The organism is Acinetobacter rudis (genome assembly GCF_031157835.1).
GTDB lineage: Bacteria > Pseudomonadota > Gammaproteobacteria > Pseudomonadales > Moraxellaceae > Acinetobacter > Acinetobacter rudis_A.
The window spans coordinates 1-13,051 of sequence record NZ_JAVIDR010000024.1 but is presented as its reverse complement, the minus strand read 5'-3'; the positions used below and the strand labels follow the sequence as shown (position 1 = coordinate 13,051).

The window sequence follows — 13,051 nt, the reverse complement described above, 5'->3', positions numbered from 1 at the left end:
AATAAGCTATGAATATTTTAAAGTTATAGAGAAACAGTTGTATTCGAATTTTATTCTAAACTCGTGATTGTGAGGCTTACAGGGCATTTGAAAGATGTCATCAAGGGCTTAATAGCATAAATTCTACACAGGCCTTGAAAATAGTGTTTAAAATCATTTTAATTTGAAAAATACCAATAAATACTTGGGGAAACGAGATGAACCTACTGAAGAAAATGTTTTTAGTGACAACACTTGTAGGAAGTATGAGTTTAACAGGCTGTGGTTATAACACATTGCAAGCTAAAGATGAGGCTGTGAGTGCCTCTTGGTCTGAGGTGCAGAACCAATATCAACGTCGTGCTGATTTGGTACCGAACCTAGTTAATGTGGTGAAAGGCTATGCAAAACATGAACAAAGTGTTTTAACTGAAGTCACTCAGGCACGTGCTAATGTTGCAGGACTTAAGGTTGATAAAGAAGTACTGGAAAACCCTGAGTTATTTGAAAAATATCAGCAGGCACAGTCTCAAATGACAGGTGCGCTATCACGTCTTTTGGCAGTAAGCGAAAACTATCCAGATCTAAAGGCTAATGAACAATTCCGTGATCTACAGGTACAACTTGAAGGTACTGAAAATCGTATTGGTGTAGCACGTAATCGCTATATTACTACCGTACAGGACTACAATACCTATGTACGCCAATTCCCACAGGCAATGACAGCTAAAGTGATTGGCATGAAGCCTAAGCCTAACTTTTCAGCAGAGGCTGGTGCAGATAAGGCACCTACAGTCAATTTCTAAGTCCTGAATGATTCAGTCAAACTGAGGAGGTGCTGCGAATGCGAACTATCAAGCAACAGGTTATATTGCCTTGCATTTTTTGGTTATACAGTTGTGTTGTTTGCTTGAGCTTGGTATTGGGTTCTATTAATGCATTTGCTGAATCTCCACCAGTAGGTGCGGAGTCCAGTTTTGTACCGACACAGGTGCAAGATGAAGAAAAAAGAATGGCTGCAACAAAAAGTGCATTACCTGCTTCTGAAACAATAATCAGTATTCCAGAATTAAATGCTCCGGTTATTGATCTAGCGCAAGTATTGAAACCAGAAGAAAAACAAGCACTTGAACAAAAAATCAGATCAATCTATGGTCAAGCTAAAGCACAAATAGCAATCGTTATTGTACCTACAACAGGGCAAGAGAGCATTTTTGACTTTGCTATGCGTGTTGCAGAAAAGGGGCAATGGGGTTCGGCTAAACAAGACAATGGCTTATTGATTACGGTGGCGGTAAATGATCATCGTGTAAATATTTCAACAGGTTATGGTTTAGAGGGTGTACTTCCAGATATCTTGGCGAATCAAATTATTCGTGAGCAGATTACACCAGCATTTCAGCAACAAGCTTATGCTCAAGGCTTGATGGCTGCATTAAATCAGATTGAATTTCGCTTAAATCAAGACCCTGAAATTGTTCAGAAGGCAGCGGAAGAATTAAAGCAACGTCAACAAGATGCTTTAAAAGCTCAGGCAAGTCGAGAGCATAGTTTCAATGCGGCAATCATTATTTTTATTGTTGCTGCTTTTGCTTCTATGTTTGTCGGGAGAGGTGTTAGTGCGGCAACAGCTGGGGTTACTGGTTTTGCTGCTGGATTATTTTATGGTGCTGGTTTGCTTACAAGTTTATTAATGGCTGGTGTACTGTTTTTGCTTTTGGTTACTCCCTTGGCTCAGTTGATATTACAAGTCTTGGCTTCTGGTGGAGGGAGAGGTGGTGGTAAGGGCGGTGGTGGAGGCTCATATCGTGGTGGTGGAGGTGGTTTTGGTGGTGGAGGAGCATCGGGATCATGGTAAGTCAAAATTCAAATACAGTCTATGTTGCTAAGCGGATAGAAACAAAGCCCAGTTTGAAGCGATGGTTTAAACATGCGTGTAGTATTTTGCAAGTAAAACATTATTTTAATCAACACGCGCAAAATGCAATTGCTGACGCAGTCCAACAAGCTGAACAAGGCCATGCAGGTGAAATTCAAGTTGTAATTGAAGGTCATATTCCAGCGAGTGTGGCTTATTTTTCAGATTCTCGGCAGCGAGCATACCAGTTATTTGCTGAACTTGGGGTATGGGATACTGAACATAATAGCGGTGTAATGTTGTATCTAAATCTTTGTGACAGAACAGTAGAAATTGTGCTCGATAGAGGCATACAACGTGCTACTGATGCAAGCAAATGGCAGCAAATTTGTGAGCAAATGCTACCTTCATTAAAAGCGAAAAATTATCTTGAAGCAGTTTTATTTGCAATAGAGCATATTAGGCTCATCCTTGAAGATTTTCAGCAAGAAATGGGTGATAAAGACCAAGATGAATTATCAAATCAACCAATTATCTTAAAGTAACAGTTGTAACTATAGGAAAAATATAAGTTTTATTAAGGTAATTTATTACATAAGTGTTAGTGATCGAGAAGTGATTGTCTCTTTGTTTTTGATTAACCAATATGCAGAAGGTGTGGTTACAATCAAATATTCAAGGGACAGTTATGCAAATCAGACAACATGGTTTTTCACTTATAGAGCTTATGATCGTTATTGTGATTATTGGAATTCTAGCCATTATCGCAATTCCAAGTTATCGCGATTATATTGCTCGTGCACAAATGACCGAAGCATTTACGTTAACTAGTGGATTAAAAATCATTGTGTCTGAATCTTTTGCAGAAGAAGGTGGATGTTTAGATAACAACAGTGAAAATAATACTGCTGTTCCGCCTCCTATTGAAATTAAAGGACAATATGTTGTTTCTGTGACTACTCAAGATTCAGGTGAAGCATGCAATATTATTGCTCGTTTTAAAACAGAACAAGTCGCTGATGCCATTAAAGATAAAACCGTTACGTTAAGCATGGATAAAGTAAGTCAAGTTTGGTCTTGTCATTCAGATGTTGATGCAAAATATTTACCACGAAGCTGTACAAGCAAAGAGACAACCACTCAAACTGTAACATGATAACTGACCGTGGATGCGTATTAGCCATTTAGAAAAACTGTGAAGACTGTATAATGAACATCATTTTCATTGTTTGCTTTTATGCGTGTTTTTTTCTTTATCCTTGCTGCATTATTTATGTCTGCAGCATGGCTTTCTCCTGTCCATCGAATGCCATGGACAACTTTTAGTAGTGAGATTTTGACGTTTTCTGCGGCATTGTCTCTTTGTATGTGCTTTATTCGACAAGCCCCTAAAATTGCTAAACCACAATGGATTGCAGCAGGTATTATTGTTGTTCCGCTACTGCAATGGGCTGCAGGCCTCATTATTTATTTTAGTACAGCATTATTGGCTAGTGCCTATTTGTTGATGTTTTGGTTAATGGTGGTGGTGGGCTATAACTTAGCACCAAATCAACAGGCACGAGAACGAGTATTTACCTGTTTTTCTCTATTAGTTCTTGTCATTTCAACACTATCAGCAGTTATTGCTGTATTGCAGTGGTTGAACCTTACTGGTTATTTACCTGGTCTTGTTACAGTACTTAAGGGCAATCGTCCCTATGCAAACTTCGCCCAGCCCAATAATCTTGCAACCTTTCTAACATTAGGGGTATTTGCGTGTTTGTATTTGTTTGAACAACGAGTATTGGCAAAACGAATTTTAGTTCCTACTGCGTTACTACTCATCTTTGCTGTTGCATTAACACAATCACGTACGTCTTGGGTTGTGTGTTTATTTGTGCCTGTATATTGGTTGATTAAGCATTATTGGAAAGTCAAACAACACAATCATCGCATTAGCTTTCCTTGGTTGTTATTCTGGGTGGTTAGCTTTGTTGCGGCCGTTATACTGTTGCCTTCCTTGAATATTTGGATCGCAGCGTGGAGTACTCAAGATCCCATTACTACAATTAATGTAGTTGACCGTGCTTCATCTGGTTATCTACGTTTTGATATGTGGGCACAAGCATTAATTGCGTTAGGGCAACATCCTTGGTTTGGTTATGGTTGGAACCAAACAGGTATGGCTCAAATAGCAGCTTTTGATTTGTATCCTTCACATGAATGGTATAAAAGTGCACATAACATGATCTTCGATCTGTTACTTTGGAATGGTTTGGTCATTGGTACTTTTATAGTGGGATATTTGCTTTGTTGGCTTTATTGGCTTAATAAAGGTGCAAAAGAAAACGTATCCATTATTGCTGGATTGATGGTCGCTGCAATTTTGATTCATGCGATGTTGGAATATCCAATTCATTATGCATATTTTTTATTGCCTATGGGATTTTTACTTGGTCTGGTTCAATCACAGTATCCACGTTTACCAAGTGTAAAATTACCTGTGATTTTTATTCAATTAATTATACTGGCTGGTGTTGTACTTGGCACCATGATGGTTCGTGACTTTGAGCTTTATAAAAATCAGTCTTATTTGGTGACTCAAAAGAACTTAAGTATTGAAGATGAAAAAGATCTGCAAAAAAATATCTGGGTACTAACACAATTTAAAGAACGTGTTTGGTGGATTGAATTATCCCCCCAAACACAATTGACCGATGCTGAGCTGGCTTATATTGGTCGTATGGTTTCAAATACTGCATCAAGTTATGACTTACATAAATATGCTCAATTATTGGCATTCAATGGTAAGCGTAGTGAAGCAGAGCATCAGCTATGGATTATTCAACAATTACATGGCAAAACGTATCAATACGATGAATTGGTTTCTACAGTAAAAGCAAACTAATTTCTGGTAAAAAAAATCCCCATCAATAGATGGGGATTTTTTTTAGATTTGGCTTTGAATGTAGTTTTCAATACCTACAGACTCAGTTAGATCAATTTGTGTAGTTAACCAGTCCCAGTACTCTTCTTCTTTTTCCAGTATCTCTTGAAGTAAGTCACGTGTAACATAGTCAAGTTTAACTTCGGCTAGAGCAACGGCTTCTTTAATCGCTTCTATGTTTTCCATAACCTTGCGTACATCACAAGTTAAAACTTCAGCAGTATGTTGGCCAATATATAATTTACCAAGATGCTGAAGATTTGGTAAACCTTCTAAAAATAAAATACGTTCAATAACTTTATCTGCATGCTTCATTTGGCGAATTGACTCTTTATATTCAGCAGAGCCTAATTGTTCAATTCCCCAATCATTAAACATACGTGAATGTAAAAAATATTGATTAATTGCGGTCAGGTGATGATACAGCACCTTATTGAGTTGATTGACTACGTCACGATCGCCTTTCATTATTTTTACTCCCAGACCCAATAAATGATGTCTTACTAAACTGACATTATAAAGTTGCTAGATTCTAACTGACTCTTAGTTTTTGTTCGAGTTATTTACAGAACGGCAAATGAAAATCGTAATCAAAATTCATAAGAAATAACTTGAATATGAGATGCTTATAAAAAAATAAGCCCGCTGTCTGGTGCTCGGCGGGCTGAGGAAATCAACATCAGATTGTTATTGTTATTTAGGTAAATCAAGTAATGAGTTTAAGCCGCAATTGAAATTTTTGCTGCGATGGCTGCAAGTTCAGCATTAATGACAGCGCGAGCTTCTGGTACACAGCGTCCGCAGCAGGTTCCAAGATCCAGTGAGTCACGAATTTCACGAAAGCTTTCACTGCCTTCAGCAACTGCATTTTTGATATCTTGATCTGTAATTCCACGACATAAGCATACGTACATTGTTAAAGACCATTGCTAAACTATATACGTAGTATTATTGATAATTATTATCGTTTGTCAATATAAATCATTTATCTCTGCGTGAAATTTAAATTGAATTTTTGAATGAATATATTGAAATCGATCTGTTTTTCATCAAATTGTATTTTCATACACATTTTGGTGGCGCATTTTTAGATTATAAAATATTCAACTGTGGATAAGTTTAATGTTATCCATAAGCTTAAAATTGCACTTCGAAAGTCGTGTGATTGTCATTGAAAGGGTGGGGAATTGTTCCGTATATGATACTGTGTGTAGCGTTAGATAACTCGTGAATAGCGCCTAAAGTGACTACGATGTTCAGTATTGTAGTCATTGAAGCATGGGGTTCTAAAATGAAAAAAATTAATGGCGTTTATCGTAATCAACAAATGCATTGGGTTGGTGATGGCTTTCCAGTAAAAAACTTGTTTTCTTATGATCGTTTAGGACAAATGATTAGTCCATTTTTATTATTAGATTATGCTGCACCTTATACATTCTCTGCCACTCAAGAACAGCGTGGGGTGGGGTCTCATCCACATCGTGGTTTTGAAACAGTAACAATCGCCTATCAGGGTGAGGTTGAACACAAAGATTCACATGGCGGTGGAGGTGTTATTAAAGCAGGTGATGTGCAATGGATGACTGCTGGGGCAGGCTTGGTGCATCAAGAGTTTCACTCTAGCGCATATGCCCAACGCGGTGGCGTGTTTGAGATGGTACAATTGTGGGTCAATCTACCTGCAAAAGATAAAATGACAACACCACGATATCAAGCGTTAAATGCTACTGATATTGCAGTGCATTATTTTGATGATCAGGGTAGTCAGCTACGTGTGATTGCGGGTGAATACCAACACTACAAAGGTGTTGCAGCAACATTTAGTCCCATTAATGTTTGGGATGTTACTATGCAAAAGGGTGTAGTACAGCATTTTGAAGTGCCTGCACAGCACAATACGATAGTTGTGGTTTTGCATGGAAATATACGAGTGAATACCACCCATGAAATTAAAGATCATTCAATTGTACTGTTTGCCAAAGATGGTGAAACAGAGATTGTTATAGAAGCGACTGAGGCTGCTAAATTCTTAGTATTGACTGGTGAAGCATTAAATGAACCTATTGAAGGCTATGGTCCATTTGTGATGAATAATCAAGCGGAAATTATGACAGCATTTGCTGATTTCAACCAAGGTAAATTCGGTCAAATTGCAGCTGAAATTATGTAAATATAGAGAATGTTTAAGTCGGCAACCCTACCACTGTGTAGGGTTGGCTATATTTGAATACTTAAAGATTCGGAGTAACTATTGTTGTTCTCTAGTGATCAAGAAATGAGAGTTGATCTGGGGGATGGAATTAAACTGTAGAAAAAGTCAGTAGTAAGGGAAAAATAAATTAAAAATCTGGAACTTTTTAATAGGGTGTTTTTTTGTAGCTTGATACATAATTGGAAAAATTGTCAACGCATGGATAACAACTGTGAAAATAGCAGTGATTGGTAGTGGGATGGCTGGTCTAGCAGCAGCAAGAATTCTCAAGGATGCTGGGCATGACATTACCATTTTTGAAGCGCTTGCTGGGCGAGGGATGGATAGTCATAGCGTGACTTTCGAAGACGGACTTGTAGATGCGCCTTTGCGTGTAATGAATCCACATCTTTGGAAAAATACTTTAAGTTTAGCAGCCTATCTAGGCATTTCAACTTTCCCTGTGCGTACATACATGGCGTGTAGTTGGTTGTTTGGAGATAAGACGGAAACTTGGTTGACGACAACACGTAGTCGTATTGGTAATTTTCCAATTATTAATAACCGCAAAGGTATTAAGCAATATGGTTGGCGTCTAGTTAAAGGGATGCTGCAGCTAAAAACAGCGATTCATCAATTCTTTAAATCTAAAAACCAAGATATTACGCTGGCTGAATTTATTAATAATAATGATATTGAAGAAGTATTTTGGCATGGTGCAGTCATGCCAGTGTTATATACAATTTGTACTTGTGATCCTAAAACGATTGGGGAATGGCCAGCTAAACCATTATTAGTATTCTTAAAACAGTTAACTGATGGAGATGCTTTACTCCGAATTCAAGGTGGAACACCGGCTTTGGTTGATAAGCTCATTGAGAATATTGATATTCATAGTGGTGCTTCGATTACGCGTGTTGCTGAAGAGGGGCAAAAAGTTTTAGTTGAAAATGAAGCAGGTGAAATTAGTCATTTTGATCGCGTTGTAGTCGCAACACCAACAACAAAAATTGAAGATTTTTTAGATACAAAGCAATTTGCTGATGATATTGCATTGTTGAAGCAATTTCGTTTTGAGCAAGGTGATTTAGTTGTTCATACAGATAGTTCAGTTATGCCACCAAAACGTAAGGATTGGTCTGTGCTTAATTATTTGATGGAGCGTAATTTTAGTCGCCAACAATTTAGCGTTTGGTTGAACTCAATTGAACCAAGCTTGGTTGGTAAAACACCTGTTTTCCAAACGTGGCGTCCAATTACAGAGATTGATCCGAAGAAAATTATTTCGACAGTAACTTTGACGCGAGCGGTTGTAGATGCTCAAACTGTAGCTTTAAACAAGGAATTACAACAGCGTCATTTAAATCCTGACCGTAAAGTATTTTTCTGTGGTTCTTGGTCTTGTGATGGATTACCAATTTTAGAGTCAGCAGTGACTTCAGCAATGCATATTGCCGAAATTTTTGGTGCATCATTACCTTTTGTGGGCTTGAAACCTCATGTAGAGGTTGCACCGCAACTTGGTTACTAAAATTTGAAACAGTGGCCGTGGTTTAAGTCTTTACGGATTAAACATAAGTATGCGATTAACAGCCAATATTTGGGTGATAATCGCATTCTGGCTTGGAGTAACTTGGGCTATTGGGATCAATATTGTACAAGCTATGTACAGGCCTGCGGTCATTTAGCTGACCGATTGGCAAAAGCAGTACATCTTTGTGCTGATGATCGTTTACTCGATTTGGGCTGTGGACAGGGAGCCAGTTTAGTTCATTGGCAGAAACAGTATCAGATACACGATTTAAGTGCTGTAGAGCTACAAACAGCTTGTATTCAACAGATTCAGCAGTATCTTGATTCGGTTCATCTATATCAAATATCATTTTTACAACTTGATCAGTTGGATTTAACTGAGAAATTTGACGTTGTATTATGTATTGATGCTGCTTATCACAGTCCATTGGCTCTCTTTCTGGACGCAATTCTTTCTGTTCTCAATATTAATGGTCGCATTGGTTTCCATTATTTAGTTTTATCTGACCAATTTCAGCAATTAAGCCAGCTAAAGCAGCAATATTATCGTTATTTACTCAGAGCTGTAGATGTAGATTTAGATCAGCTAGGTACCAGATGCGCTATTCAACAGCGTATGTATGATATGGGTTTTAGGCAAGTGGAAATAACCGATATTTCTCAGCCTGTTCTAGCGGGTTTTGCTCAGTATATTCAACAGATTAAATCGGAAAAACAACACAATAGATTAAATATCGACTATTTGAAAATCACTATGACAGCACATTTGTGTCAGCTGCTTTATAGACAAGGCATGTTACGTTATGTAGAGGTTGCTGCTCAGCGCCAAGCTTAATGTATTAAGAATAATTTTTATTGAAAAGTTGATATAAAAATAGACCGTTTACTCTAGTTAAAAATTATCATCCATGCCTGTATATTTTTTTCATTTTAGTACTATGTCTATGGATTTTGAGCAAACGGTCTAATTTGAGATTGAATCTAAAAACCTAACTGCTTCTTCCAATACGACAGTAGACTGGTTGTGTCGGAGTCATTAGGGTGAAAAGATGGTCTAAAATAAGAGGCCATTTCACCTGCCATGCCAATAACAATTCCTCTCCCTGGTCGATACGCAAAATTATAAACTTCTGCTATGGTTTTTAAATTCAACTTTTTATCTTTATAGAGCAGCAAGCCCAAGAAGTGATTGTGTGCAACAAAAAGAAATGCCATTGCTACGAGTAATGCACTGGTCCGAGCCATATAGGCTTTAAAGCCCTTCCCAAAGATATTTTCAAAGACATCAAAAGCAACAGCTTTATGTTCATTCTCTTCAATCGCATGCCAAAACCATAGATAGGCCATAGTTTCGTTTGTTGTAATGACGGATTTAAAATTTTCATTTTCTAAAAGCTGAACTGCTAAAGATGCAGTAAAATGCTCCAAGGCTGTTGTTCCCATTAGGTCTAACATTTCTTGTTTAATACCAAACATTTTAAAGGGTATAGCAGCATATTTACGGCCTGCTTCAATATATCGAATGGTAAGTTTTTCAAGTAAAGCAACATCATGTCCGTATTTTTGTGCAGAAGCATTAAAACCAATATGTTCATGAGTATGCATGGCTTCTTGTCCAATAAAAGCACTAATTTCTTTTTGGAGTTCTGCATTATCTTTAATGGAAGGGTGGTATCGAACAGCACGAACACTATCTATGAACAGTTTTTCTCCTGCTGGAAATAAAGACGATAAAGCTGTCATAAAGTGAGTCAATGCTGCTGAATTGTCAGCCCAATATTCAGGTACAGCATCATAATCGATACTTAAACGACGTACTGGAAATGTAGCTCCAGCACGATTTGAAATACTTACTTTAGCATTCATTGTCTTTATTCCTAACCAAACTTGAATATCCTTATATTTTTATAATTGAAAGTATGATGTTGTTTAACGGCTATTAAGGTCTAAAAATGTCACTTTAGGACGAGTGTATAAATATTTTGCCGATGAAACCTGATCCAATATTGTAATGTTGGTACTTGTCCATAACGAACTGTATGTTTACGGCTTAATTGAAAAGTTATAACTAAGTTGGCCTAAGGTTTATCGTTATTTAATATGGCTAAATTTGTTAGGTCATTAATGTTAAATTTTTAAATATCACCTGCACTGTATTACTATGCGTAGAGGTTTTGTTGTTTGAACTTTATTTAATATTTAACAATGCAAGAAAAATATTATTTAATATTTAATGTCATATTTTATATGGTATTAATTGGAGTATTTGTGTCTGATAAATATTTTATATTGATTGTTTTGAGTGTTGGTATATTTTTAATAATATTTGTTGGCTGCTTTTTGTGTTGTAGCTTTTATTTTTAAAATTGAGACAAATTTATTTCATTACTATGTGTTTGAACTTGTATTTTATAATCATTTAAATTCTTCATTTAAAAAATTAATACGGCATTGGTATATTATCTTTAATAATAACTTAATAAATTCTTAAAAACTTTTAAGGGCATGCTGGGGCTGTAGCTATTAAAACTATTTTCTATGATATATAGTTTTAATAAGATTAAGTTCTATAGAGTGATTCAAAAGGCAAGGGTAATTGATGGAATTTGTGAGGAATAATAATTTATTATGACTATAACTATATTTTTATATTTATGATCGAGAATGATGTTACTAAGATTTAAATTCAAAATAAATGATTTAACTTATTGTAATATATTGAATTATTTTTTATAAACTAATGTTTTAATTATTTGGTTGTATGATAAACACCTAAAAAAAATAATGGATTCTTCCTAGAAATAATAAAAATAAAATCTATGATCGAGATTAATTTTTGTAAATTTTTATTAAATCATTTCCATAAGTATTAATTTGATTTTGATCATATATTGATCAATGATAGGCTACAATATTTCTTTTAAATGAAGATGATTGTTGTTGGTAACTTGAATAATTGTTTTATTTAATTTAAGAAAATGTTTGTCACAATGATTAAATTTATCCGAGTAAAATGATCGGGTTTGGGTGTGATTTTGCTTAATTGAGAGATGGTTTTTGGGGCTTTTGTGCATTTTATTTATTTATTGGATTAAGTTTTAAATTGTTTATATGGTGAAAATTTATAATATTTATTAATGTAGTTTATATATTTTATTTTAAAGTTGATTTGTTGGATTTAAATATTGATTAATATTAATTCGTGCTTGGTTTTGTGATTAAAGTGCTATGAAATGCATTGAATCGTTATGCTCTTTGTAATATTAATGTGTATTAATTCGCATTGACTGTAAGTGGTATATGGTCGGGTGTTTTAGTCTGGGTCTAATTAAAAAATACTAAAGGTTGTAGCCTTTACGATAATTAATTTGATCTATATGCAGTAAAAATATTTAAAATAGCTAGGATTATTAGTCATGAATAAAATATACAAATGCATTTGGAATAGTAGTTTGTCTGTATGGATTGCAGTATCTGAAAATTCTAAGGGGAAATCAAAAAGTAAATGCTCTTCAGTAACTCGGTTAAATAATATTGCTGAGCCAGATAGTAATAAAAAAGCAGTAAAACTTTTAATATTGTCAACAATTATTACGCTACCAAGCATGGTACATGCAGCACCAGGTCTTTGGATAAATGATGGTACAGACAGTGGCTGTACCTTGATTGGTGATCCATACTCAGAAACTGGTGCAATGTCTGGTAAGGCGAACTGCGTTCCAAGTAATGTAAATACACAATCCACTTCAACTATTTTTTTTGGTAATAATGATGGTTCTGGATCTCGTCATTTAACTATAGCTGGTTCAGTTTATGCAAACGCAGGGAACCTAGGGCTTGGTGGTGCACAAACTGGTCTGACGAATACTTCTAATGCTAAAGGCTCAATTCGAATCGGTGGCGGTGTAGCTAATAATGGAAATGGTACTTCTACGGCAGCAGGAACATTAGCGCAAAATTCAGGACAATACGCAATTGCAATTGGTGGTGGAGAAACTACAGCTAATGCAACTCAAGCTGCTGCGAATGATAGTATATCTGTGGGGACATTTGCAAAAGTCACTACAGCTGGTACAGGTGGTGTTTCAATAGGTCGACAGTCTAGTGTAAATGTGGCTACAGGGGTCGCATTAGGTGATAGCTCAACTGCAACAACAGCAGCCGGTATTGATGGATATACAGGTACAGGATCAGCTGCAGATAAAGCTGCAATTGGATCAACTAAAAGTAGTTTAGGGGCAATGTCAGTTGGTGATATTACTAACAAAAAATTTCGTCAAATTACTGGTGTAGCAGCAGGGACAGCTGATTATGATGTGGTTAACGTTGCTCAGCTAAAGGCATTAAATAATAATGTGGTAACGAATGCGCAGACTATTTCTCAAGCTTTGGGTGGTGGTTCTACAGTTGATGCTGATGGCAAAGTGACTGCACCAAGCTATAGCGTTGATGGTAAAACAGTGACCAATGTTGGTGATGCCATCAGCAATGTTGATGCTCGTGTGACTGACAATACCAGCAATATTAGTAACTTGACGCAAACCCTCAACGACGGTGCGTT

At 36.3% G+C, this 13,051-nt stretch carries 12 protein-coding genes; 9 read left to right on the top strand and 3 right to left on the bottom strand.

Annotation, left to right across the window (positions count from 1 at the left end):
• The first annotated feature begins 197 nt into the window (after positions 1–197).
• The 5 genes from RFH42_RS15075 (at position 198) to RFH42_RS15055 (ending at position 4,727) form a co-directional block, all read left to right on the top strand.
• Complete coding sequence (locus RFH42_RS15075; protein ID WP_308976632.1) at positions 198–785, top strand: LemA family protein; 588 nt, start codon at positions 198–200, stop codon at positions 783–785.
• A 38-nt stretch (positions 786–823) separates the two neighbouring features.
• Positions 824–1,837, top strand: a complete 1,014-nt coding sequence (locus RFH42_RS15070; RefSeq protein WP_308976631.1) for a TPM domain-containing protein — start codon at positions 824–826, stop codon at positions 1,835–1,837.
• Positions 1,831–2,382, top strand: coding sequence for a TPM domain-containing protein (locus tag RFH42_RS15065; RefSeq protein ID WP_308976630.1), 552 nt, complete (start codon positions 1,831–1,833; stop codon positions 2,380–2,382). The genes RFH42_RS15070 and RFH42_RS15065 overlap by 7 nt, the downstream gene beginning before the upstream one ends.
• A gap of 143 nt (positions 2,383–2,525) precedes the next feature.
• Positions 2,526–2,993 (top strand): pilin, encoded by a 468-nt coding sequence (locus tag RFH42_RS15060; protein ID WP_308976629.1) that lies wholly within the window; start codon positions 2,526–2,528, stop codon positions 2,991–2,993.
• A gap of 81 nt (positions 2,994–3,074) precedes the next feature.
• Positions 3,075–4,727 carry a PglL family O-oligosaccharyltransferase gene (locus tag RFH42_RS15055; protein ID WP_308976628.1) on the top strand — a complete coding sequence of 551 codons (1,653 nt, stop codon included), beginning with the start codon at positions 3,075–3,077 and terminating at the stop codon, positions 4,725–4,727.
• Between the two features lie 42 nt (positions 4,728–4,769).
• Here RFH42_RS15055 and bfr read toward each other — a convergent pair whose 3' ends face one another.
• Together bfr and RFH42_RS15045 are read right to left on the bottom strand one after the other, a co-directional pair.
• A complete protein-coding gene (gene bfr / locus RFH42_RS15050) occupies positions 4,770–5,234 on the bottom strand; it encodes a heteropolymeric bacterioferritin subunit Bfr (RefSeq protein ID WP_308976626.1) in 465 nt (154 codons plus the stop codon).
• Positions 5,235–5,485: 251 nt separating this feature from the next.
• Complete coding sequence (locus tag RFH42_RS15045) at positions 5,486–5,680, bottom strand: bacterioferritin-associated ferredoxin (protein WP_308976625.1); 195 nt, start codon at positions 5,678–5,680, stop codon at positions 5,486–5,488.
• 377 nt (positions 5,681–6,057) lie between these two features.
• Between RFH42_RS15045 and RFH42_RS15040 the strand changes: the two genes are divergently transcribed.
• The 3 genes from RFH42_RS15040 to RFH42_RS15030 all read left to right on the top strand — a co-directional run bounded on the left by RFH42_RS15040 (position 6,058) and on the right by RFH42_RS15030 (position 9,325).
• Entirely contained in the window at positions 6,058–6,936 is an 879-nt protein-coding gene (locus RFH42_RS15040) for a pirin family protein (RefSeq protein ID WP_308976667.1), read from the top strand.
• A 253-nt stretch (positions 6,937–7,189) separates the two neighbouring features.
• A complete protein-coding gene (locus RFH42_RS15035; protein WP_308976624.1) occupies positions 7,190–8,488 on the top strand; it encodes an FAD-dependent oxidoreductase in 1,299 nt (432 codons plus the stop codon).
• Between the two features lie 3 nt (positions 8,489–8,491).
• Entirely contained in the window at positions 8,492–9,325 is an 834-nt protein-coding gene (locus RFH42_RS15030; RefSeq protein ID WP_308976623.1) for an SAM-dependent methyltransferase, read from the top strand.
• 146 nt (positions 9,326–9,471) lie between these two features.
• Here RFH42_RS15030 and RFH42_RS15025 read toward each other — a convergent pair whose 3' ends face one another.
• Complete coding sequence (locus tag RFH42_RS15025; protein ID WP_308976622.1) at positions 9,472–10,356, bottom strand: metal-dependent hydrolase; 885 nt, start codon at positions 10,354–10,356, stop codon at positions 9,472–9,474.
• A 1,550-nt stretch (positions 10,357–11,906) separates the two neighbouring features.
• Here RFH42_RS15025 and RFH42_RS15020 point away from each other — a divergent pair.
• Positions 11,907–13,051: ESPR-type extended signal peptide-containing protein (locus RFH42_RS15020; protein WP_308976621.1), on the top strand; the 1,145-nt coding region annotated here is incomplete at its 3' end.

Coding starts and splice junctions, on each gene's coding strand:
- RFH42_RS15075 (WP_308976632.1), top strand. CDS start 198: ATGAACCTACTGAAGAAAATGTTTTTAGTGACAACACTTGTAGGAAGT.
- RFH42_RS15070 (WP_308976631.1), top strand. CDS start 824: ATGCGAACTATCAAGCAACAGGTTATATTGCCTTGCATTTTTTGGTTA.
- RFH42_RS15065 (WP_308976630.1), top strand. CDS start 1,831: ATGGTAAGTCAAAATTCAAATACAGTCTATGTTGCTAAGCGGATAGAA.
- RFH42_RS15060 (WP_308976629.1), top strand. CDS start 2,526: ATGCAAATCAGACAACATGGTTTTTCACTTATAGAGCTTATGATCGTT.
- RFH42_RS15055 (WP_308976628.1), top strand. CDS start 3,075: ATGCGTGTTTTTTTCTTTATCCTTGCTGCATTATTTATGTCTGCAGCA.
- bfr (WP_308976626.1), bottom strand. CDS start 5,234: ATGAAAGGCGATCGTGACGTAGTCAATCAACTCAATAAGGTGCTGTAT.
- RFH42_RS15045 (WP_308976625.1), bottom strand. CDS start 5,680: ATGTACGTATGCTTATGTCGTGGAATTACAGATCAAGATATCAAAAAT.
- RFH42_RS15040 (WP_308976667.1), top strand. CDS start 6,058: ATGAAAAAAATTAATGGCGTTTATCGTAATCAACAAATGCATTGGGTT.
- RFH42_RS15025 (WP_308976622.1), bottom strand. CDS start 10,356: ATGAATGCTAAAGTAAGTATTTCAAATCGTGCTGGAGCTACATTTCCA.